Annotated in this window: 21 protein-coding genes and 1 tRNA gene; 21 read left to right on the forward strand and 1 reads right to left on the reverse strand. The window is 41.8% G+C overall.

Annotated features, from left to right (window positions below):
- Positions 1-455: 455 nt before the first annotated feature.
- From I2I13_RS12930 to folK, 8 genes are all read left to right on the forward strand, one after another.
- Positions 456-3,275: a TonB-dependent receptor plug domain-containing protein gene (locus I2I13_RS12930; protein WP_195649648.1), complete on the forward strand. Its 2,820-nt coding sequence runs from the start codon at positions 456-458 to the stop codon at positions 3,273-3,275.
- Positions 3,276-3,468: 193 nt separating this feature from the next.
- The gene (locus I2I13_RS12935) at positions 3,469-4,368 is read left to right on the forward strand and encodes a methyltransferase domain-containing protein (protein WP_008641564.1); all 900 of its coding nucleotides are present in this window, start codon (positions 3,469-3,471) and stop codon (positions 4,366-4,368) included.
- 3 nt (positions 4,369-4,371) lie between these two features.
- Positions 4,372-5,253: an ABC transporter permease gene (locus tag I2I13_RS12940; protein ID WP_117513332.1), complete on the forward strand. Its 882-nt coding sequence runs from the start codon at positions 4,372-4,374 to the stop codon at positions 5,251-5,253.
- A gap of 12 nt (positions 5,254-5,265) precedes the next feature.
- Positions 5,266-5,508, forward strand: a complete 243-nt coding sequence (locus I2I13_RS12945; protein ID WP_009001366.1) for a DUF3098 domain-containing protein — start codon at positions 5,266-5,268, stop codon at positions 5,506-5,508.
- 2 nt (positions 5,509-5,510) lie between these two features.
- Positions 5,511-6,365 carry an undecaprenyl-diphosphate phosphatase gene (locus tag I2I13_RS12950; RefSeq protein ID WP_148367806.1) on the forward strand — a complete coding sequence of 285 codons (855 nt, stop codon included), beginning with the start codon at positions 5,511-5,513 and terminating at the stop codon, positions 6,363-6,365.
- Positions 6,365-7,087: a tRNA pseudouridine(55) synthase TruB gene (gene truB / locus I2I13_RS12955; protein ID WP_004298886.1), complete on the forward strand. Its 723-nt coding sequence runs from the start codon at positions 6,365-6,367 to the stop codon at positions 7,085-7,087. Before I2I13_RS12950 ends, truB begins: the two co-directional genes overlap by 1 nt.
- Before the next feature lie 17 nt (positions 7,088-7,104).
- Positions 7,105-8,163, forward strand: a complete 1,059-nt coding sequence (gene queA / locus I2I13_RS12960; protein WP_004298889.1) for a tRNA preQ1(34) S-adenosylmethionine ribosyltransferase-isomerase QueA — start codon at positions 7,105-7,107, stop codon at positions 8,161-8,163.
- Positions 8,163-8,648, forward strand: coding sequence for a 2-amino-4-hydroxy-6-hydroxymethyldihydropteridine diphosphokinase (folK, locus tag I2I13_RS12965; protein ID WP_148367808.1), 486 nt, complete (start codon positions 8,163-8,165; stop codon positions 8,646-8,648). The genes queA and folK overlap by 1 nt, the downstream gene beginning before the upstream one ends.
- Here the strand turns inward: folK and I2I13_RS12970 are convergent.
- A complete protein-coding gene (locus I2I13_RS12970) occupies positions 8,623-8,811 on the reverse strand; it encodes a hypothetical protein (RefSeq protein ID WP_009001370.1) in 189 nt (62 codons plus the stop codon). The genes folK and I2I13_RS12970 overlap by 26 nt on opposite strands.
- Positions 8,812-9,041: 230 nt before the next feature.
- Here I2I13_RS12970 and metK point away from each other — a divergent pair, with 230 nt between their 5' ends.
- The 13 genes from metK to I2I13_RS13035 all read left to right on the forward strand — a co-directional run bounded on the left by metK (position 9,042) and on the right by I2I13_RS13035 (position 20,769).
- The gene (gene metK, locus I2I13_RS12975) at positions 9,042-10,334 is read left to right on the forward strand and encodes a methionine adenosyltransferase (RefSeq protein WP_148367809.1); all 1,293 of its coding nucleotides are present in this window, start codon (positions 9,042-9,044) and stop codon (positions 10,332-10,334) included.
- Positions 10,335-10,514: 180 nt separating this feature from the next.
- The gene (locus I2I13_RS12980) at positions 10,515-12,179 is read left to right on the forward strand and encodes a hypothetical protein (RefSeq protein WP_148367810.1); all 1,665 of its coding nucleotides are present in this window, start codon (positions 10,515-10,517) and stop codon (positions 12,177-12,179) included.
- 126 nt (positions 12,180-12,305) lie between these two features.
- On the forward strand, positions 12,306-12,677 hold the full coding sequence (locus I2I13_RS12985; protein WP_195649649.1) for a DUF3244 domain-containing protein: 372 nt from the start codon (positions 12,306-12,308) through the stop codon (positions 12,675-12,677).
- 499 nt (positions 12,678-13,176) lie between these two features.
- On the forward strand, positions 13,177-13,764 hold the full coding sequence (locus tag I2I13_RS12990; RefSeq protein WP_074559771.1) for a TIGR00730 family Rossman fold protein: 588 nt from the start codon (positions 13,177-13,179) through the stop codon (positions 13,762-13,764).
- A complete protein-coding gene (locus I2I13_RS12995; protein WP_074559745.1) occupies positions 13,761-14,594 on the forward strand; it encodes a DUF4271 domain-containing protein in 834 nt (277 codons plus the stop codon). The genes I2I13_RS12990 and I2I13_RS12995 overlap by 4 nt, the downstream gene beginning before the upstream one ends.
- 4 nt (positions 14,595-14,598) lie before the next feature.
- Positions 14,599-15,345 (forward strand): uroporphyrinogen-III synthase, encoded by a 747-nt coding sequence (locus I2I13_RS13000; RefSeq protein WP_074559743.1) that lies wholly within the window; start codon positions 14,599-14,601, stop codon positions 15,343-15,345.
- Between the two features lie 5 nt (positions 15,346-15,350).
- Positions 15,351-15,740, forward strand: coding sequence for a ribonuclease P protein component (gene rnpA, locus I2I13_RS13005; protein WP_081352769.1), 390 nt, complete (start codon positions 15,351-15,353; stop codon positions 15,738-15,740).
- Positions 15,737-16,012, forward strand: coding sequence for a membrane protein insertion efficiency factor YidD (yidD, locus tag I2I13_RS13010; protein WP_004298909.1), 276 nt, complete (start codon positions 15,737-15,739; stop codon positions 16,010-16,012). Before rnpA ends, yidD begins: the two co-directional genes overlap by 4 nt.
- Positions 16,013-16,036: 24 nt before the next feature.
- Positions 16,037-16,729, forward strand: coding sequence for a TatD family hydrolase (locus tag I2I13_RS13015; RefSeq protein ID WP_195649650.1), 693 nt, complete (start codon positions 16,037-16,039; stop codon positions 16,727-16,729).
- Positions 16,730-16,815: 86 nt separating this feature from the next.
- Positions 16,816-18,108: a tyrosine--tRNA ligase gene (gene tyrS, locus I2I13_RS13020; protein WP_195649651.1), complete on the forward strand. Its 1,293-nt coding sequence runs from the start codon at positions 16,816-16,818 to the stop codon at positions 18,106-18,108.
- A gap of 107 nt (positions 18,109-18,215) precedes the next feature.
- A tRNA-Gln gene (locus I2I13_RS13025) sits at positions 18,216-18,286 on the forward strand.
- A 796-nt stretch (positions 18,287-19,082) separates the two neighbouring features.
- Positions 19,083-19,925 carry a 5-dehydro-4-deoxy-D-glucuronate isomerase gene (gene kduI, locus I2I13_RS13030; RefSeq protein ID WP_074559737.1) on the forward strand — a complete coding sequence of 281 codons (843 nt, stop codon included), beginning with the start codon at positions 19,083-19,085 and terminating at the stop codon, positions 19,923-19,925.
- Between the two features lie 40 nt (positions 19,926-19,965).
- Positions 19,966-20,769 (forward strand): gluconate 5-dehydrogenase, encoded by an 804-nt coding sequence (locus tag I2I13_RS13035; protein ID WP_195649652.1) that lies wholly within the window; start codon positions 19,966-19,968, stop codon positions 20,767-20,769.
- Positions 20,770-20,947 lie beyond the last annotated feature (178 nt).

The raw sequence follows: 20,947 nt of genomic DNA on the forward strand, positions 1-20,947 counted from the left end.
AGATACAACGATAGATGGCTGCTTACCAGGAAAGGAGATACAGCCATTTTTTATAGTGTACTTTATCGGATGCTTACTCAAATAATTCCATTTTATGAATTGTGGATGTTGTTCGCTAAAGGAGATAAAGGGAATAATTGTTATGGCGAAGCTCCTAAATAAAGAACTGAAATATGTTTGCGTTTTTGTATCAGGGTATTTGGTATTCTCTAATTTGAATACTTTTAGGGTTACATAATATTGTTGGGTGGTAATGTGCGAGGACATGTAATTTGAAGTTTGTTAGTAAAGAAAATAACAACTATCTAAAATGTAAGCTAAGATTTTTCTTAAAAATTTTCATTTCTCTTTTAGTAGAAAGCCTCTTATGGTTGTATTTATATTATATATAGTTTTCCTATATACTTTGATATACAAATAGTTTGTAATAACCAAAATCTAAATATTTCATGCCTATGAAAGCATTTACTCTCAAAACATTGCTTAATTGTGGTTTCTCACAATCTTTCTGTATTTCTTTGATGAAAAAAAGTGGTACCGCTTTCTTTTTGGCCTTATTACCCATTTCTGTGACTTATGCGGATAATGGAACTGTTTTAAAGGATACGATGAAATTGCCATACAGTTCACAACAGATTGATGGGGCCGATCTGATGAAGGTGAAAGACGCCAATTTCGTAAACTCCCTGATAGGAAGAGTGGCGGGCGCTACTATTAATCCCAGTGCTTCCGGTGTGGGTGGTTCAGTAAGGATGGTGCTACGTGGTTACCGTTCCATATTAAAATCCAACAATGTGCTTTTTACTTTGGACGGTGTACCTTTGCCACGACTGGAGTCAGAGCAACCTTCTAATTCATACACCTCTAACTGGCAGACTGGTGACGGTATAGCAGCTTTCTCTCCTGACGATATAGAGAGTATTTCTGTTTTGAGTACCGCAGCAGCTTCTACTTTGTATGGTAGTCGTTCCGCTAGCGGTGTGGTGATGATTAATACTAAGAAAGCAAATTCCGGAAAACTAAGAGTAGAGTTGGGGAATAGTACTACTTTCAGTTCGCCACTTGTTATGCCTGAATTCCAACAGACTTACGGGGCGCAATGGGGAGACAAGATAAACCATCCCCAGTCGTGGGACCCGACGGATTTTTTCCGTACCGGACATACTATCAATAACTCCCTTAGCCTTTCTATGGGAAATGAGTATAATCAAACCCGGGTTTCGGCTGTAACGATGAATGGCACCGGCATCATTCCCAAAAACAATGTGGATCGTTACAATTTCTCCCTCCGGAATACATCTTCTTTATTACATCATAGACTAAAGCTAGACTTCACTTTGAGATATATTCATACCGCAGAGCAGAATATGTTATCGCAAGGTATGTATGGTAATCCGCTGGTTCCTGTCTATTTGGTACCTGATGTATTGCAAGAACGTATTAATGTCAATCCCGATTATAACTACAAGAATCATTTTGAAGTTTACGATCCGAGGCTTGGAGCTAATGCGCAATATTGGCCTTTAGGAGATATGGGGATGGGTATGCAAAATCCTTATTGGATAATCAACCGGAATTTGTACAATCAGAAAAAGAAACGTTTACTAGGCGGGATAGGAGCGAAATTCGACTTGACCTCCTGGCTTAATGTGTCAGGGCGTATTCATTACGATCGTGATAAAGAAACCGCAACCAAAAAACTTTATGCGTCTTCTCTTCAAGCCGGTCCTTTGGGCTCGTATTATGAGTCTGAAGATAAGAATACGCAGGTTTATTCCGATCTCCTGTTTAATGTCAATAAAAAGCTAGGGGATTTTTCAATTGATGCCACTTTAGGTTCTTCTATTTGTGATACGAAGTTTGATAGCTCTTGCGCTGGTGGTATGCTGGGAGCACTGAACCAGTTTAATTTATCAGGACTGGATAAACATGGGGGCTATCACTATATAGATCAAGACTTTAATTATCATGACCGAGCTACATCATTGTTTATACTTGCGCAATTGGGTTATAGGAACCGATTATTTCTCGATTTGGGTGGACGAATGGAATGGCTTAAATTCTGGGATGATGATTCAAGTTATTCTACTGATGTTATCTATCCTTCGATAGGAGCATCTATAGTCCCAACTGGATGGTTGCCTGATAATCCTAACCGATTCCTTTCGTTTCTAAAACTCAATTATACCTACAGTGAAACCGGTAATAGTTTTACCGATTATATCTTTTTGAATAAAAAAAGGGTAGGTTTGAAACCTAGATTGGAGGATAATATGTTGGATCCCGAGCATACCAAGTCTCACGAAATAGGGCTCAATGCAGGTTTTATTAATGATAAAATCAATTTGGCGTTTACGATGTATAAGACATCTACTTCCGATTTACCGTTTGGAGGATATCTTCCTATTCCTTCTCAGGGGGATATTTATTTCATGTATAATGGGTGTAGGATTGATAATAAAGGTTTCGAGCTAACCTTGAGTGCAAATATGAATATCGGGCAGGTTAAGTGGGATGGACGTTTCACTTATTCTATCAATAAGAATGAAGTAAAGCAGCTTTTAGAACCACAGAAAAATCCTATAACAGATACCGATTTTAATTTAGAAGAAATTCAGATGGCCAAAGGTAGCGGTTGGTATACTCCATTGAAGAAAGGTGGCTCGATAGGTGATATATATGTTACAGATTTGCAGAGGGATGAGCAGGGAAATGTTGTTATTGATAAAACTTCACAAAATGTCGTTCCTGTAAACGAATATATATATGCGGGTAATGCTGACCCTAAATATACGATGGGGCTGGCAAATAGCTTTTCCTGGAAAGGTTTTGAACTTGATTTTGTGATTCACGCCCGCTTCGGCGGCGTAGGCCTATCAATGACTCAAGCAGTTATGGATCAATTTGGGGTATCGCAGGCCACAGCCATAGCCCGTGACAATGGTGGTGTTTGGGTGAGTGGTGAAAAGATTCCGGCAGAGAACTACTATAGGCTGGTAGGCTGGGCACGTACAGGAACGGTGTATACATACGATGCCACTAATATTCGTCTTGCAGAAATGTCGATCGCTTATCATATTCCCGTCAACCGATGGGTGAAGTGGATACAGGATGTACGGGTGGCATTAGTGGGACGTAACTTGCTTATGTTGTATAATAAAGCTCCGTTTGATCCGGAATCTACGGCAAGCACCGGAACCTGGGGGCAGGGCATAGACAACTTCCGTCAACCCAGCTACAGAAACATGGGCTTTTCCGTTAATCTGACTTTTTAATCTTTCTTCAAAAAGATATCTTGTCCCGATATGAGCTGTCAAAACTACTCTCATCTTGTATCGGGAGCAACTCTTCTATTAAAAGTCCTTAACGAAAGCCCAATCCATCACTTTTTATTTGTTTCTTTGCACCAAATTCGGGTATAGTGTTGTCTTGTCATTCGAGGCGGCTCTTAATTTTGCTTAGAAATTAATGGAGAAACTCAGTATAAATGCTTGTCCGGTGTGTGGCGGTACGCACTTGAAACGCGTCATGACTTGTACGGATTTTTATGCTTCGGGCGAACAGTTTGAACTGTATTCGTGTGAAGACTGTGGATTTACATTCACACAAGGAGTTCCCGTGGAAGCAGAGATAGGCAAGTATTATGAGACTCCCGACTACATCTCCCACACTGATACGCGCAAGGGAGCGATGAATAATATCTACCATTACGTACGTTCTTATATGCTGGGTCGCAAAGCGCGTCTGGTAGCCAAGGAAGCGCATCGCAAGACGGGGCGTTTGCTCGATATAGGTACGGGAACCGGTTATTTTTCCGATACAATGGTTCGTCGGGGATGGAAGGTAGAGGCAGTGGAGAAAAGTCCGCAGGCACGTGAGTTTGCAAAAACACATTTCGAACTGGATGTAAAGCCCGAATCGGCTCTGAAAGAGTTTGCTCCTGCTAGTTTTGATGTCATCACTCTCTGGCATGTGATGGAGCATCTCGAATCTTTGAATGAGACTTGGGAGACGCTTCGCGAACTGCTGACAGAAAAAGGAGTATTGATTGTGGCAGTACCCAACTGCTCTTCTTATGATGCCAAGCGCTACGGTGAGTATTGGGCGGCTTATGACGTTCCCCGCCATCTTTGGCATTTCACTCCGGGCACTATACAACAGTTGGCTTCCCGCCATGGTTTTATTATGGCGGCACGTCATCCGATGCCGTTCGATGCGTTTTACGTATCTATGTTGAGCGAGAAACATCGTGGCAGTTCATGCAGTTTCCTGAAAGGGATGTTTGCCGGGACGTTGGCCTGGTTCAATGCTTTGGGAAGGAAAGAACGCAGCAGTTCAATGATTTATGTATTCCGAAAAAAGAGATAACGCATGGGAAATCAAAACAAATATAAGTCAGGTTCGATTTTCGACATGCAGTTCATCACGTCGAGTATCAGTACGACACTGGTATTGCTGTTGCTCGGACTGGTTGTCTTTTTTGTATTGACAGCGCACAATCTTTCCGTATATGTCCGCGAGAATATCAGTTTCTCCGTTCTTATCAGCGACGACATGAAGGAAGCGGATATACTGAAACTTCAGAAGAAGCTGAATCAGGAACCTTTCGTGAAACAATCCGAATATATCTCTAAAAAACAAGCACTGAAAGAACAGACGGAAGCAATGGGAACCGATCCGGAAGAATTTCTGGGCTATAACCCTTTTACCGCTTCCATCGAAATCAAACTCCATTCTGACTATGCCAACTCGGACAGCATTGCGAAGATAGAGAAAATGATTAAAAAGAATACCAACATACAAGATGTGCTCTATCGAAAGGAGTTGATTGACGCCGTGAATGATAACATACGAAATATCAGTCTGGTACTGCTTGCCTTGGCGGTCGTGCTTACTTTTATTTCTTTTGCCCTGATAAACAATACCATAAGACTGGCTATTTACTCCAAACGCTTCCTTATTCACACCATGAAACTGGTAGGGGCGAGTTGGGGATTTATCCGGGGGCCATTCCTTCGAAAGAATGTATGGAGCGGGATATTGGCAGCCATCGTTGCCGATTCCATATTGATGGGAACCGCCTATTGGGCTGTGACATACGAACAGGAATTGCTTCAGGTCATCACGCCTGAAGTCATGTTGATAGTCTGTGCAAGCGTATTGGCGTTTGGAATTGTAATAACGTGGCTATGCGCCTATTTCTCCATGAATAAATACTTGAGAATGAAAGCGAACAGCCTGTACTATATTTAAAAAAAATAAACTATGTCTGACAAGCAGAAATTTGCCTTTGATAAAGTGAACTTTATCTTGCTCGCAATAGGGATGGCGATTGTTATTATCGGCTTTCTATTGATGACGGGACCTACATCGTCCGAAACGCTTTTTGAACCCGATATTTTCAGTGTACGCAGAATCAAGGTAGCGCCGGTCGTTTGCCTGTTTGGCTTTATATCTATGATTTATGCAGTATTGCGCAAACCTAAAACACAAAAAACAGAAGAATAAAAATGGGTGATTTAACAACATTTGAGACGATTATTATTGCTATTGTAGAAGGGCTGACCGAGTTTTTACCGGTTTCTTCTACAGGACACATGATTATTACACAAAACATACTAGGGGTAGAAAGTACGGAATTTGTAAAAGCGTTTACTGTAATTATTCAGTTTGGCGCAATTCTTTCAGTAGTCTGCCTTTACTGGAAACGTTTTTTCCGGTTGAACCATACACCGGCTCCTGCAGGCGCTTCCGCTTTGAAGTGTTTTCTGCATAAATTCGATTTTTACTGGAAGCTGCTGGTGGCTTTTATTCCTGCTGCAATTTTGGGTTTCCTGTTTAGCGATAAGATAGACGAGATGCTCGAAAGTGTAGCGATAGTGGCAGTGATGCTGGTAATCGGTGGTATATTCATGCTGTTCTGCGATAAGATTTTTTCGAAGGGAAGTAAAGATACCGTGCTGACAGAAAAAAAGGCATTCAATATCGGTTTGTTTCAATGTATTGCAATGATACCGGGTGTATCCCGTTCGATGGCTACCATCGTCGGAGGTATGGCCCAGAAACTGACTCGTAAGGATGCTGCTGAGTTTTCATTCTTTCTTGCCGTGCCAACTATGTTTGCGGCAACTGGCTACAAGGTCTTGAAACTCTTCCTGGATGGTGGAACCGAGATTCTTGTCAACAACATGCCGGCACTTATTATCGGTAATGTGGTGGCTTTTGTCGTTGCTTTGCTGGCTATCAAGTTCTTTATTAGCTTTGTTACGAAATATGGCTTTAAAGCATTTGGCTGGTACAGAATTATAGTTGGCGGAATCATTCTGGTAATGCTGTTGCTTGGATATAACTTAGAAATTGGCTGATGAATTTTAAAAAAGGAGAAGTACTGTTTTTCAATAAACCTTTCGGATGGACTTCATTTAAAGTAGTAGGGCATGCCCGCTATCATATTTGCCGCCGGATAGGAGTGAAAAAACTAAAAGTCGGCCATGCCGGAACACTGGACCCGCTTGCAACAGGGGTGATGATTGTATGTACAGGCAAGGCAACCAAACGAATAGAAGAGTTTCAATATCATACGAAGGAGTATGTTGCAACGTTGCGTTTGGGTGCCACTACTCCGTCATACGATTTGGAACATGAAATAGATGCCACCTACCCTACCGAACATATCACGAGGGAACTGGTGGAAGAAGTGCTGACACATTTTATCGGTGCCATCGATCAGGTACCTCCTGCCTTCTCTGCCTGTATGGTAGACGGTAAGCGTGCTTACGAACTGGCCCGGAAAGGAGAAGAAGTCGAACTAAAAGCAAAACAGCTTGTTATCGACGAGATTGAATTGCTGGAATGTCGTCTGGATGATCCGGAACCGATGATTCAAATCCGTGTCGTATGCAGCAAAGGGACTTATATCCGTGCCCTGGCCCGCGACATCGGTGAAGCACTCCATAGCGGAGCTCACCTGACAGGATTGATCCGCACCCGCGTAGGTGATGTCCGGTTGGAAGACTGCCTGAACCCCGAACACTTTAAAGAGTGGATCGACGGACAGGAGATAGAAAATGAGGAAGAAAATAATTAACGTAATAAGGAATAGATATGAAATTATCACAATTCAAATTTAAGTTACCCGAGGATAAGATCGCTCTACATCCTATGAAATATAGGGATGAGTCGCGTTTGATGGTATTGCATCGTAATACAGGTAAGATTGAGCACAAGATGTTCAAAGATGTGTTGGACTACTTTGATGATAAAGATGTGTTTATATTCAATGATACGAAGGTGTTTCCTGCCCGCTTGTATGGTAACAAGGAGAAGACAGGTGCTCGTATCGAGGTATTCTTGTTGCGTGAGTTGAATGAAGAACTTCGTTTATGGGACGTATTGGTTGATCCGGCACGTAAGATACGTATCGGTAACAAGCTGTATTTCGGTCCGGACGATTCAATGGTGGCTGAAGTGATTGATAACACCACTTCTCGCGGGCGTACGCTCCGTTTCCTTTACGACGGACCTCATGACGAGTTCAAAAAGGCACTGTATTCTTTGGGTGAAACTCCACTCCCCCACTCTATTATCAACCGTCCTGTAGAACCGGAAGATGCTGAACGCTTCCAGTCAATTTTCGCAAAGAACGAAGGTGCGGTGACTGCCCCGACTGCTAGTTTGCACTTCAGCCGTGAGTTGATGAAACGTCTGGAAATCAAAGGTGTGGACTTTGCATATATCACTCTGCACGCCGGTCTGGGTAACTTCCGCGACATCGACGTAGAGGACTTGACTAAGCATAAGATGGATTCAGAACAAATGTTTGTAAACGAAATGGCGGTGAAAACTGTGAATCGTGCCAAAGATAACGGTAGAAATGTATGTGCGGTAGGTACGACAGTGATGCGTGCTATTGAAAGCGCAGTCAGCACCGACGGGCATCTCAAGGAATTTGAAGGATGGACTAACAAGTTTATCTTCCCTCCATATGAATTTACCGTAGCCAATTCAATGATTTCCAATTTCCACATGCCGCTTTCTACCTTACTGATGATTGTAGCTGCTTTCGGTGGTTATGATCAAGTGATGGATGCTTATCATGTAGCATTGAAAGAAGGTTACCGTTTCGGCACGTATGGAGATGCAATGCTGATTTTGGACAAATAATGGCAAAAGTTTATCTGGGACTCGGCACTAACCTCGGAGATAAAGAACAAAATCTTCGGGATGCCGTGCAAAAAATAGAAGAGCAGGTGGGGAAAATAGTTTCCCTGTCTGCTTTTTACATAACTGCCCCTTGGGGATTTTCTTCCGATAACAGTTTCCTGAATGCAGCAGTTTGTGTAGATACCGGATTGACTCCCATAGACGTTTTACAGAGAACGCAGGCGATTGAACAGGAATTGGGACGTACGAAGAAATCCGTCAACGGTATATATAGCGACCGCCTGATTGATATTGACCTGTTGCTTTATGATGATTTGATACTTTCCACCACTTCTCCCTCCGGAGCGAAGTTGATCCTCCCCCATCCGTTGATGGCAGAACGTGACTTCGTTATGAAGCCGCTGGCAGAAATTGCTCCCGGATTAGTGCATCCGGTACTTGGAAAAACGATGAAGGAACTTACTTCTTCTTTTTCTCCGCAATAAACACCGGCAAATAGGCAATGCATCCTATCAATACTGCATACAGCAAATGAATCTCCTGAAACGGCTTGTCGATGAAATGGCAGACAATGGCATAGATAGCAATCGTGAAGCCTATATAAAGTGCCAACACCAAAAGCGTTTTAAATTTCTTATTTAGAATCATTATAAATCTATTTATGTGTTAAATACAGGGCAAAGATACTCATAATCTCCGAAATCTCTTTATCTTTGTACCCGAAATGAAAGTGTGGACAGATTTGAGTAGCTTGCAACCACGGAAAAAAATGCTAAAACACGTCTGATTGACGCCTTTCGGTTTATCCTTTGCAGCACTCGCCTCTCCTACTCTCTCTCATTTTTTAATTTTCAATTTTTAATTCTTAATTTAAAAAGATGGGATACTTATTTACATCCGAATCGGTGTCAGAAGGACACCCCGACAAGGTAGCCGATCAAATATCGGATGCTGTGCTTGACAAACTGTTGGCTTACGACCCCAGTTCGAAAGTAGCTTGCGAAACACTAGTGACTACCGGACAAGTGGTGCTAGCGGGTGAAGTGAAAACTAAAGCGTACGTTGACCTCCAGCTCATCGCACGCGAAGTGATTAAGAAAATCGGTTATACCAAAGGAGAGTACATGTTCGAAAGTAACTCTTGTGGCGTACTTTCCGCTATTCATGAGCAAAGCCCCGATATCAACCGTGGTGTAGAGCGTCAGGACCCGATGGAACAGGGTGCAGGCGACCAGGGTATGATGTTTGGCTACGCTACCAATGAAACGGAAAACTACATGCCGCTTTCTCTTGATCTGGCACACCGCATTCTGCAAGTGCTGGCCGACATTCGTCGTGAAGGAAAGGTGATGACTTACCTCCGCCCCGATGCCAAAAGCCAGGTTACTATTGAATATGATGACAACGGAACTCCTGTTCGCATTGATACAATCGTTGTTTCTACGCAACATGATGACTTTATCCAACCGGAAGATGATTCTCAAGCTGCCCAGCTGAAAGCTGACGAAGAAATGCTGTCTATCATCCGTCGTGATGTGATCGAGATTCTGATGCCTCGTGTCATTGCTTCTATCCATCACGATAAAGTGTTGGCGCTGTTCAATGATAAAATCATTTATCATGTGAATCCTACGGGCAAGTTCGTAATTGGTGGTCCTCACGGAGATACCGGTTTGACAGGTCGTAAGATTATCGTTGATACTTATGGTGGTAAAGGTGCTCACGGTGGTGGTGCTTTCTCCGGAAAAGATCCTAGCAAGGTAGACCGTAGCGCAGCTTATGCGGCGCGTCATATTGCTAAGAATATGGTAGCGGCAGGCGTAGCAGATGAAATGCTTGTACAGGTGAGCTATGCTATCGGTGTGGCTCGTCCGATCAATATCTTTGTAGATACTTATGGTCGTTCCCACGTCAATATGACGGATGGTGAGATTGCCCGCGTTATCGACCAGTTGTTCGATCTTCGCCCGAAAGCAATCGAAGAACGTCTGAAACTTCGTAATCCTATTTATCAGGAAACAGCCGCTTACGGCCATATGGGACGTGAACCGCAAGTGGTAACGAAGAAATTCTTCTCTCGCTACGAAGGGGACAAAACTGTGGAAGTAGAACTCTTTACATGGGAGAAACTTGACTACGTAGATAAAATTAAAGCTGCTTTTGGTCTGTAAAATAGTCTGAAAGCGAGCTTAGCTCGTTCAGTAAGAGCCACAACCTCAACTCCTTTTGGTAGGAAATAGAGGTTGTGGCTCTTGATTTTAAATAAGTTATATTTAAATAAATGTCTTTTGGATATTAATCTTCTTTTGCCGGAATTTGTTACTTTTGCCCCGTAAATAAACGACTGCCTAATGAAAACAAGATGTTGTTGTTCTAAACGCTATTTATTGGTGTTTTTTAGTTTACTTGTCAGCGTAGGTAGCATTCTGATGTCTGTCTTTCTATCTTCCTGCTCTTCTTCGGTGAAGAGTCCATTGCTACTATCTGCTGACTCATTGATGGAAATATATCCTGATAGTGCATTATCTATTTTGGAATCAATTTCCTCCCCACAGAAATTGCCACGTGCCGACAGAGCACTTTATGCGTTATTGCTTACGCAAGCAAGGCATAAAAATTATATTGCTTTAGAGGATGATTCGCTGATAAAAACAGCTGTTGAATACTATGGTGATAAGAAGAAAAGTGTACGTGCTGCAAAAGCTCATTATTATTGGGGAGCTACCTATCGAGAGAAAGGATATACTTCTTTTGCTGTAGACGAGTATTTAACGGCAATTCGACTGATGCCTGTTAGGGATGAATTCTTAGCAATGATTTATGATAATCTTGCGGACTGTTATGAAAAAGATGATTTGTATGATATAGCGATTGAGGCTTATCGTCAAGCTTATCAGATATTAGAGGGGGGAAGTCAGCAGACATATCCATTGAGAGGTATTGCACGTATCTGTTTATTGCAAAATAAAAAGGATAGCTCATTGTTGTACTATCAAAAAGCTCTTGATTATGCATTAGCAGAGCAAGACTCTAGTTTGATAGGGGCTCTTTATCATGATCTCGCTATGGTTTACAATGAAAAAAAAGATTATGTTCAAGCTGATAAATATGTATCAAAAGCAATGATTATGCAAGGGGATGATGCTGTTAATGTCTGTTTGTCAAAAGCTCAAATTATGTTGAACTTGAATAAACTTGATTCTGCCAGTTATTTCTTTAGTAAGAATATAGATCAACTTAATATTTATGGAAAGGCTGTTTGCTATGATGGAATGCATCAAATAGCAAAGAAAAGAGGTGAGTGGAAGATTGCGACAGAAAATATGGATGCATATAGAGTACTTTATGATTCTATGCAGATTATGAATGACAATGAAGAACTCAATCGACTTATGGATAAACATCAATTAGAAGAACATAAGAGGCTATTGTCAGAACATACTAAAATGCTGGTTTTTACTTTGGTTTCTGTATTCTTTTTCTTAATGATTATTTGTGTCTTTTGTTTTATGTGGAATGATAGGAAAAGGAAAAAGCGTTATATAGCATTACAACGTGAATTGACCCAAAATCGGGTAGATACTATGCTGCTCAAAGAGGAAGAAATTTCAGAAACTAATAAAGAAGATCTAGATAAGAAAAGGTCGAAGTTAACAGAGCAGCAAATTCAATTATGTATATCTGTACTTAAAACAACTAATTGTTATGATCAATTGGAAGCATTAGAGAAAGCGACTCCTAAACAGCTATTGGTGATGCGTAGTTTGAGAAAAGAGATACGTTCTGAAATTTCTAGTGCATTTGTTGATGTGATGATGAATTTGAAGGAACGTTATCCGGCTTTAACTGGTGATGATATATTTTATTGTGTTCTTTCATTGCTTTGTTGTTCGAAAACTGTCATAATGGAGTTAATGGATTCTACATCAGATGCTCTTAAAACCCGTAAAAATCGTATAAAGAACAAAATGGATGCTCAAATTTTCGATCGCGTGTTTGGCGTTGATATTCAGTGAGATATATTGATCCCTCTAGGTTGGTTTTGCTTCTAAATGAAAGGCTGTTACCATTGTTACCGCATAAAAATCGTTTTTTTTGCTTCATCTGTGTATTTTTGGAGCGAAATTTTAAACCCATTTATTATGAAAACGAAATTTTTACCTTTTTTGTTGTTGACTGTCTTACTTCAAGTAAGTATGTTTTCTTTTGCACATGAAATGATATCTGCACGTCAAATCAGACTAAAGAATAAAACTGAGGTACAACATCGGTCTATCCCTGTTACTCCTGCTGCTTGTATTGAAAACTCATTGTTGTCTATTGACCTTCTTTCTACTGTTCCTACTGTAACCGTTACCATCAAAGATGCAGAAACAGGAGAAGTAGTTTATACATCTACTGATATAAATGTAGATAAGGTTTATATTGATCTTGCAGGTGAGGAAAAAGGTAAATATACTTTGGAGATACAACTTCCGAAGGAAGCCTTTATCGGAGATTTTGAATTAGATTAAATCTTTGGATATATATTATTTGCAACTAACATAAGATGATATACCTAAATCATTAACTGTTGAAGCCCCGCTGTTGAAATATATGGCGCATTGCTGAAATGACGATTTAGATGACCGAAAGGGGAAAGAATCGGTTCACTTTTATTCGTGGGCTTAATAAGCCTTGTGAAAGGCCCATAAAGGTATATTGAAACGTAAAATTAAAATCACTTTTTAATTGTGTGCTGGATTACTACTGGTAGGGTATTTGAACGATTTTATAGTTCAGATAATAAAGTTTATTCAGCAACAATGTGATACACCTGTTAGTAGATGAGAAATCTGTGATAGATGTATTCTCTGTGAGAAAAGCTCTTGGACTTCTATAAATAAGAAGTCCAAGATTTTTTTATGAAGATATAAATGTGGAGATAACAATGATCTCTGATTAAGTTGAATATGAATAACGGAATTTTTTCGTAATTTTGCCTCCTTGATATAATAAAGGATAGTGATGAAGATGAATCAGATAAATTCCGTATGCGTATATAGCGCTTCCAGTACCAAGATAGATGCTGTTTACTTTCAAGCAGCCGAGACTCTCGGCCGTCTGCTTGCCGAACACCGTATCCGTTTGATAAACGGAGCCGGGAGTATTGGTCTGATGTGTTCTGTGGCAGATGCTGTGTTGAAAAATGGCGGTGAAGTGACCGGAGTGATTCCCCGCTTCATGGTGGAACAAAACTGGCATCATACTGGACTGACAGAGCTGATCGAGGTAGAATCCATGCACGAACGCAAACAGAAGATGGCCAATTTGAGTGATGGTATCATCGCTTTGCCGGGTGGATGCGGTACCCTTGAAGAATTGCTGGAAATTATCACTTGGAAACAGTTGGGGTTGTATCTCAATCCGATTATAATCCTCAATACAAACGGATTTTTCGATCCATTGCTCGAAATGCTTGAAAAGGCAATCGATGAGAACTTTATGCGACGCCAACACGGTGATATATGGAAAGTGGCACAGACGCCGGAAGAAGCGGTTCAGCTCCTTTATGAGACTCCTGTATGGGATATTTCCATTCGTAAATTTGCAGCGATATGATAGGCGACACACTAAGTTCCCAGAACGCGGATACCTTGTCTCTTCTCCAGCAGAAACAGATTAGTCCGGCAAAGGCAGACAGTGATAGTCTGCAGTTGGCCGATCTTCATGCTGTACAAGAGGTTGATTCCGGCTTTGAAGGAACCCCTATCTCCTACTCTCCCCGTACGGACGATGCTATTGCACTGACATTACTGGCTTGCTTCTTTCTTTCCTCCATTGCCTTGGCACGCGGAAAGAAATTTCTCTCCCAACAGGTGAAAGACTTTGTGTTGCATCGCGAACGGACGAGCATTTTTGATAGCTCTACGGCGGCCGATGTGCGTTATCTCCTTGTGCTTGTATTGCAGACCTGTGTCTTGTCGGGCATCACATTTTTTAATTATTTTCATGATACATCTCCCGCTCTGATGGACCATGTATCCTCCCTCCTTTTGCTGGGTATTTACGTTGGTTTTTGCCTCGCTTATTTCTTACTGAAATGGTTGCTTTATATGTTTCTGGGGTGGACTTTTTTTGATAAAAATAAGACAAATATATGGCTGGAATCGTATTCTGCGCTCATATATTATGTCGGATTTGCCCTTTTTCCGTTCGTCCTTTTCCTGGTTTATTTTGATTTGAGTCTAACGAATTTGGTTATAATCGGGTCTATTATTTTAATTTTCACTAAAATATTGATGTTTTATAAGTGGATAAAGCTTTTTTTTCATCAATTTAGCGGGCTTTTCCTATTAATTTTGTACTTTTGCGCTCTTGAAATAGTACCTTGTCTTTTACTGTATCAGGGTATGATTCAAATGAACAATATTTTGCTAATAAAATTTTAGGACGTTGAAAATTAAAAAAGTACTAGTGTCGCAGCCTAAGCCTGCGTCAGAGAAATCTCCCTATTACGACATAGCTGAGAAGTATGGCGTTAAAATAGATTTCCGACCCTTCATTAAGGTTGAAAGTCTTTCGGCGAAAGAATTTCGGCAACAGAAAATTTCGATTCTCGACCACACTGCCGTAATATTCACTTCGCGCCATGCTATTGACCATTTTTTCACTTTGTGTACTGAATTGCGTGTGACAATTCCCGAGACAATGAAGTATTTCTGTGTGACGGAAGCTGTTGCATTGTATATTCAGAAATATGTGCAATATCGTAAACGTAAGATCTTCTTTGGGGCTACCGGAAAGATTGAAGACCTGATTCCTTCCATCGTGAAGCATAAAACGGAGAAGTATCTCGTTCCGATGTCAGACGTACATAATGACGATGTGAAAAACCTGCTCGACAAGAACGGCATTCAGCATACGGAAGCTGTGATGTATCGCACGGTGAGCAACGACTTTACACCGGACGAGGAGTTTGATTACGATATGTTAGTGTTCTTCAGCCCTGCCGGAGTGACTTCTTTGAAGAAAAACTTCCCGGATTTTAATCAGAAAGAGATTAAGATCGGAACGTTCGGATCTACTACCGCACAGGCTGTACGTGACGCAGGTCTCCGTCTGGATCTTGAGGCTCCTACGGTGCAGGCTCCGTCAATGACTGCCGCACTTGACATGTTTATCAAGGAAAACAATAAATAAACAGAGTGGGTATATATACTTTGTGTAAAGCCGAAAGGCTGAATAGTAAAATTTTGATCGGAAAGATGTTTGAAGGCGGTGCTTCTAAATCGTTTTCCATCTTTCCGATACGCGTTGTATATATGCCTGTCGAGCAGGGAGAGGCTCCTGCTTCTATATTAATCAGTGTATCGAAACGCCGTTTTAAACGGGCGGTGAAACGTAACCGGGTGAAACGCCAGATACGTGAAGCCTACCGGAAGAACAAGTCTCTTCTGGTGGACGAACTGCAACGCCGGGAGCAACGGTTAGCCGTTGCCTTTATCTATCTGTCGGACGAGCTTGTTGCTACTGCCGAGCTGGAAGAGAAAATGAAAATAGCGCTTGCGCGCATCTCTGAAAAACTATTCTCATGAAACCTCATAACTCCCGGATATCTACCGCATGGGTATTCGTTACGGGAATTTTGAGAAAGGTATTTTCCTTCTTCCTGCTTGTTCCCATCTATTTTTACCGGATTTGTATTTCACCCCTTACTCCTCCCTCTTGTCGGTTCACGCCTACTTGCTCAGCGTATGCGCTCGAAGCAATTAAGAAACACGGTCCTATAAAGGGGCTTTATCTTGCTGTGCGGCGTATTCTGCGATGCCATCCCTGGGGTGGTTCCGGTTATGATCCCGTGCCTTGAAACAACTGAAATGAGAAATAGGAAATGAAAAAGAATGTGACTGATATTTTAGATATCCATACTCATAAACAGGAAGTTGATTCTCTAGGGAAATCTATCATCAATTATCCGTTATTGGCGGACTCTCCATCGTATATGCCTCTGGCAGAGAATGTGGAAGTGGCTGTGGGTAGAGGATCTTATTATTCTGTCGGTATTCATCCTTGGGAGGTGAGAGAGAGTAATGTCAGTCAGCAATTGAGCTTTCTTCAACAGCAGTTGCAGGGAAAACAGTTTGTAGCTGTAGGAGAGGCGGGGTTGGATAAATTGGCGGAAGCTTCGATGGAGCTTCAGTTAGCGGTGTTTAAGGAACAGGTAAAGTTGTCGGAAAAGCTCGGTTTGCCGTTGATTATCCACTGCGTGAAAGCAATGGAAGAACTGCTGGCCGTGAAAAAAGAATCTCGTCCCCAACAACCTTGGATATGGCATGGCTTTCGTGGAAAACCGGAGCAGGCAGTACAGTTGTTGAAGAAGGGGTTTTATCTTTCTTTTGGAGAATATTATCCCGATGAAACGATGCAGATAGTCCCCGATGAACGCCTGTTTTTGGAAACGGATGACAGTTTGCTTGATATTGAAGATATCCTGTGTCAGGCAGCCAGGGTGCGTGGGGTAGAAGTGGAAGCGTTGCGTGAGGTGATTCGCCGGAATATCCAAAATGTCTTTTTTAAGGCGTAAGAGTTGTATCTTCCGAGAAAGAGTCGTACTTTTGTCGCACATGGAATTGAAATACAATAAAAACCAAATAATTAAAGAGTAATACGATGAATTTTGTAGAAGAATTGAGATGGCGTGGCATGTTGCAGGACATCATGCCGGGAACAGAAGAGTTGTTAAGCAAAGAGCAGGTGACTGCCTACTTGGGTATCGACCCGACTGCCGATTCGCTACACATTGGTCACCTTTGTGGAGTGATGATCCTTCGTCATTTCCAACGCTGCGGTCATAAGCCGTTGGCACTGATCGGCGGCGCTACAGGTATGATTGGTGACCCTTCCGGTAAATCGGCAGAACGTAACCTGCTGGACGAAGAGACATTGCGTCACAATCAGGCGTGTATCAAGAATCAACTTGCCAAATTCCTCGACTTCGAGTCGGATGTACCTAACCGTGCCGAGCTGGTGAACAATTACGACTGGATGAAAGACTTCACTTTCCTTGATTTTGTTCGCGAAGTAGGAAAGCACATCACTGTAAACTATATGATGGCGAAAGACTCTGTGAAACGTCGTCTGAATGGTGAAGCGCGTGATGGATTGTCATTTACCGAGTTCACTTATCAGTTGCTTCAAGGATATGACTTTCTTCATTTGTATGAAACGAAAGGCTGTAAGCTCCAGATGGGTGGTTCCGACCAGTGGGGAAACATTACTACCGGTGCCGAATTGATCCGCCGTACCAATGGGGGAGAGGTATTCGCGTTGACTTGCCCGCTGATTACAAAGGCTGATGGTGGTAAGTTTGGTAAAACAGAATCCGGAAATATCTGGCTGGACCCTCGCTATACTTCACCTTACAAGTTCTATCAGTTCTGGTTGAATGTAAGCGACTCTGATGCCGAACGTTATATTAAAATCTTCACTTCTATCGAGAAAGAAGAAATTGAAGCATTGATTGCCGAACATCAGGAAGCTCCGCATTTGCGTCTCCTCCAGAAACGTCTGGCTAAGGAAGTGACTGTGATGGTTCATTCTGAAGATGACTATAACGCAGCAGTAGACGCATCGAACATTTTGTTCGGTAATGCGACTTCGGAAGCTTTGCGCAAACTGGATGAAGATACGTTGCTTGCTGTATTCGAAGGAGTGCCTCAATTTGAGATTTCCCGTGATGCATTGGCAGAAGGAGTAAAGGCTGTTGATCTATTCGTTGATAATGCGGCCGTATTTGCGTCGAAAGGTGAAATGCGTAAGTTGGTTCAGGGCGGTGGCGTTTCGTTGAATAAGGAGAAGCTGGCGGCCTTTGATCAGGTTATTACGACTGCTGACCTGCTCGACGAGAAATATCTGCTTGTTCAGCGCGGTAAAAAGAACTATTATCTGCTGATTGCAAAGTAATAATGCACGATTCACTCGATAGAATATAAAAAAGTGAACGAAAAATTTGGAGGTTTGCTTGCAAACCTCTATCTTTGCACCGCTTTTTAACAGAAAGCACATAAGTTTGGACTATGGTGTAATGGTAGCACAACAGGTTTTGGTTCTGTTTGTCCAAGTTCGAATCTTGGTAGTCCAACGAAGAAAAGCCCTGAAAGAGAATATCTTTCGGGGCTTTTTCTTTTTTTTGTGGATGCAAAGTCACTTCTTGAGTCATTAGAACGTTCACATACGGAACAACAACACGATGATTTCTATATTTTGGTTGCCGAAGTCGAGAAAAATGCCTTGAAGAAGTATCTCTTTATTAGGATGTAAGAAATTTATTATAGCTTATTTGTACGTAATATTGACTGTTTCGATGTTCGCCTTACTCATATTTGAATAGACTTCTATATTGTTAGCGATAATATATTTACAGTTCTATAATAAATCCGAATACCGTTTTTAATAAATAGTGGGGGAGTTTATTAAGAACGGTATCTGGGTTTATTAAAAACTATTTTCAGGAAATTATTGGAATGTTTGTGATTTATATATACAAAATGGGAGAAGATCAGTGCTGATTTTCTCCCATTCGGTTCTTCCATATATGGAAATATATGTTTTGATAATGTGTTATTATGTCTTGATTTTTATATAACTCATATTGCTTTTTCTTTTTCTGTTCCTCAAAGATACAAAATAAAAAGAGGAAAGTCAATAGCTGATCTTATTTTAATGGAAGCTTTTGGCTGCATTAAGTAGAAATCTCTCCCAAAACGTATTATAGTTCGTTAAAAAAGTGTACATTGCACAGATTCTGGACATTTTTGGTGGATAATTGGAACAAAATTGCAAGGTAAACCCGTTTTCTTTTGCTATTTTTGCATCGTGTACGTAAACGAAGTGCACGTAGAAAGAGAACTTATTCAATAACTATAAATAAATAAGGTATGAAAACGAACTATGAAATTCGCTATGCTGCGCATCCGGAAGATGCAAAAAGTTATGATACAACAAGAATCCGCAGAGATTTCTTAATCGAAAACATATTTGTCCCCAATGAAGTAAATATGGTATATTCCATGTACGACCGTATGGTGGTAGGTGGTGCGCTTCCGGTAGGAGAGGTGCTGACGCTCGAAGCGATTGATCCGCTGAAAGCTCCGTTCTTCCTCACCCGTCGCGAAATGGGTATCTACAATGTCGGCGGTCCCGGTATTGTGAAAGCTGGTGACGCAGAGTTCGAACTGGACTATAAAGAAGCTCTTTATCTGGGGTCGGGCGATCGCGAAGTGACTTTCGAAAGCAAAGACGCTGCCCATCCTGCTAAATTCTACTTCAACTCACTGACTGCACACCGCAACTATCCCGACCGTAAGGTGACGAAAGCCGATGCCGTGGTAGCTGAAATGGGCTCTTTGGAAGGTTCCAATCACCGCAACATCAATAAGATGTTGGTGAATCAGGTGTTGCCTACCTGCCAGTTGCAGATGGGTATGACGGAACTCGCTCCGGGAAGTGTGTGGAACACAATGCCGGCACACGTACACAGCCGTCGTATGGAAGCCTACTTCTATTTCGAGATCCCCGAAGATCATGCTATCTGCCACTTCATGGGTGAGGTAGGCGAGACGCGTCACGTATGGATGAAAGGCGATCAGGCCGTTCTTTCGCCCGAATGGTCAATCCACTCGGCTGCTGCTACCCACAACTATACCTTTATCTGGGGAATGGGTGGCGAGAACCTCGACTACGGCGATCAGGACTTCTCGTTGATTACGGATTTGAAATAACAACTACAATAATTTTCCTAATTTAATAACAAAAAGAATTATGAATCAGTTTTTGAATTTTTCTTTGGAAGGTAAAGTAGCTCTCGTTACAGGTGCTTCTTATGGTATCGGATTTGCTATTGCTTCTGCATTTGCAGAACAAGGCGCTAAAATTTGTTTTAACGACATCAATCAAGAGTTGGTAGACAAAGGCATGGCTGCTTATGCTGAAAAAGGTATCAAAGCTCACGGTTACGTATGCGACGTGACAGACGAACCGGCTGTTCAGGCGATGGTTGCTACGATTGCGAAAGAAGTAGGTACAATTGATATCCTTGTAAATAACGCAGGTATTATCCGTCGTGTTCCTATGCACGAGATGGATGCTGCTGATTTCCGTCGTGTAATCGACATCGACTTGAATGCTCCGTTCATCGTTGCTAAGGCTGTTTTGCCGGCTATGATGGAAAAACGTGCAGGTAAGATCATCAACATCTGTTCTATGATGTCCGAACTGGGTCGTGAAACTGTATCTGCTTACGCTGCTGCTAAAGGTGGTTTGAAGATGCTGACTCGCAATATCTGTTCTGAATATGGTGAATACAACATCCAGTGTAATGGTATCGGCCCGGGTTACATCGCTACTCCGCAAACTGCTCCTCTTCGTGAGCCGCAGGCAGACGGAAGCCGTCACCCATTCGATTCATTCATCTGCGCTAAGACTCCTGCCGGTCGTTGGTTGGAAGCGGAAGAACTGACAGGTCCTGCCGTGTTCCTTGCTTCTGAAGCTTCTAACGCTGTTAACGGTCACATTCTCTACGTAGATGGTGGTATTCTTGCCTATATCGGAAAACAACCGAAATAATAGACAATAGCAGAGATTCCGGTAAGGTGATAGAATGGCAAAGAGCATCCTCTTTTCATCTGTCACCTTATTTTTTATTATTCCCTTTGCAGGAGCTATATGGCCGATTTATTGGACATATATGCCCAACGTGTTGAACATATAGCTCCAACACGTTGGATATATATAGCTGACGCGT

The organism is Bacteroides sp. D55t1_190419_B8 (assembly GCF_015558905.1).
Lineage (GTDB): Bacteria > Bacteroidota > Bacteroidia > Bacteroidales > Bacteroidaceae > Bacteroides > Bacteroides vicugnae.

Bases quoted from the DNA above. Each gene is read 5' to 3' on its own strand.
- I2I13_RS12980 (WP_148367810.1), top strand. From the start codon at position 10,515: ATGAAAACAAGATGTTGTTGTTCTAAACGCTATTTATTGGTGTTTTTT.
- I2I13_RS12985 (WP_195649649.1), top strand. From the start codon at position 12,306: ATGAAAACGAAATTTTTACCTTTTTTGTTGTTGACTGTCTTACTTCAA.
- I2I13_RS12950 (WP_148367806.1), top strand. From the start codon at position 5,511: ATGGGTGATTTAACAACATTTGAGACGATTATTATTGCTATTGTAGAA.
- I2I13_RS12935 (WP_008641564.1), top strand. From the start codon at position 3,469: ATGGAGAAACTCAGTATAAATGCTTGTCCGGTGTGTGGCGGTACGCAC.
- I2I13_RS12995 (WP_074559745.1), top strand. From the start codon at position 13,761: ATGATAGGCGACACACTAAGTTCCCAGAACGCGGATACCTTGTCTCTT.
- I2I13_RS12990 (WP_074559771.1), top strand. From the start codon at position 13,177: ATGAATCAGATAAATTCCGTATGCGTATATAGCGCTTCCAGTACCAAG.
- truB (WP_004298886.1), top strand. From the start codon at position 6,365: ATGAATTTTAAAAAAGGAGAAGTACTGTTTTTCAATAAACCTTTCGGA.
- I2I13_RS13015 (WP_195649650.1), top strand. From the start codon at position 16,037: ATGAAAAAGAATGTGACTGATATTTTAGATATCCATACTCATAAACAG.
- I2I13_RS12970 (WP_009001370.1), bottom strand. From the start codon at position 8,811: ATGATTCTAAATAAGAAATTTAAAACGCTTTTGGTGTTGGCACTTTAT.
- folK (WP_148367808.1), top strand. From the start codon at position 8,163: ATGGCAAAAGTTTATCTGGGACTCGGCACTAACCTCGGAGATAAAGAA.
- tyrS (WP_195649651.1), top strand. From the start codon at position 16,816: ATGAATTTTGTAGAAGAATTGAGATGGCGTGGCATGTTGCAGGACATC.
- I2I13_RS12940 (WP_117513332.1), top strand. From the start codon at position 4,372: ATGGGAAATCAAAACAAATATAAGTCAGGTTCGATTTTCGACATGCAG.
- metK (WP_148367809.1), top strand. From the start codon at position 9,042: ATGGGATACTTATTTACATCCGAATCGGTGTCAGAAGGACACCCCGAC.
- I2I13_RS13035 (WP_195649652.1), top strand. From the start codon at position 19,966: ATGAATCAGTTTTTGAATTTTTCTTTGGAAGGTAAAGTAGCTCTCGTT.
- queA (WP_004298889.1), top strand. From the start codon at position 7,105: ATGAAATTATCACAATTCAAATTTAAGTTACCCGAGGATAAGATCGCT.
- I2I13_RS12930 (WP_195649648.1), top strand. From the start codon at position 456: ATGAAAGCATTTACTCTCAAAACATTGCTTAATTGTGGTTTCTCACAA.
- yidD (WP_004298909.1), top strand. From the start codon at position 15,737: ATGAAACCTCATAACTCCCGGATATCTACCGCATGGGTATTCGTTACG.
- I2I13_RS12945 (WP_009001366.1), top strand. From the start codon at position 5,266: ATGTCTGACAAGCAGAAATTTGCCTTTGATAAAGTGAACTTTATCTTG.
- kduI (WP_074559737.1), top strand. From the start codon at position 19,083: ATGAAAACGAACTATGAAATTCGCTATGCTGCGCATCCGGAAGATGCA.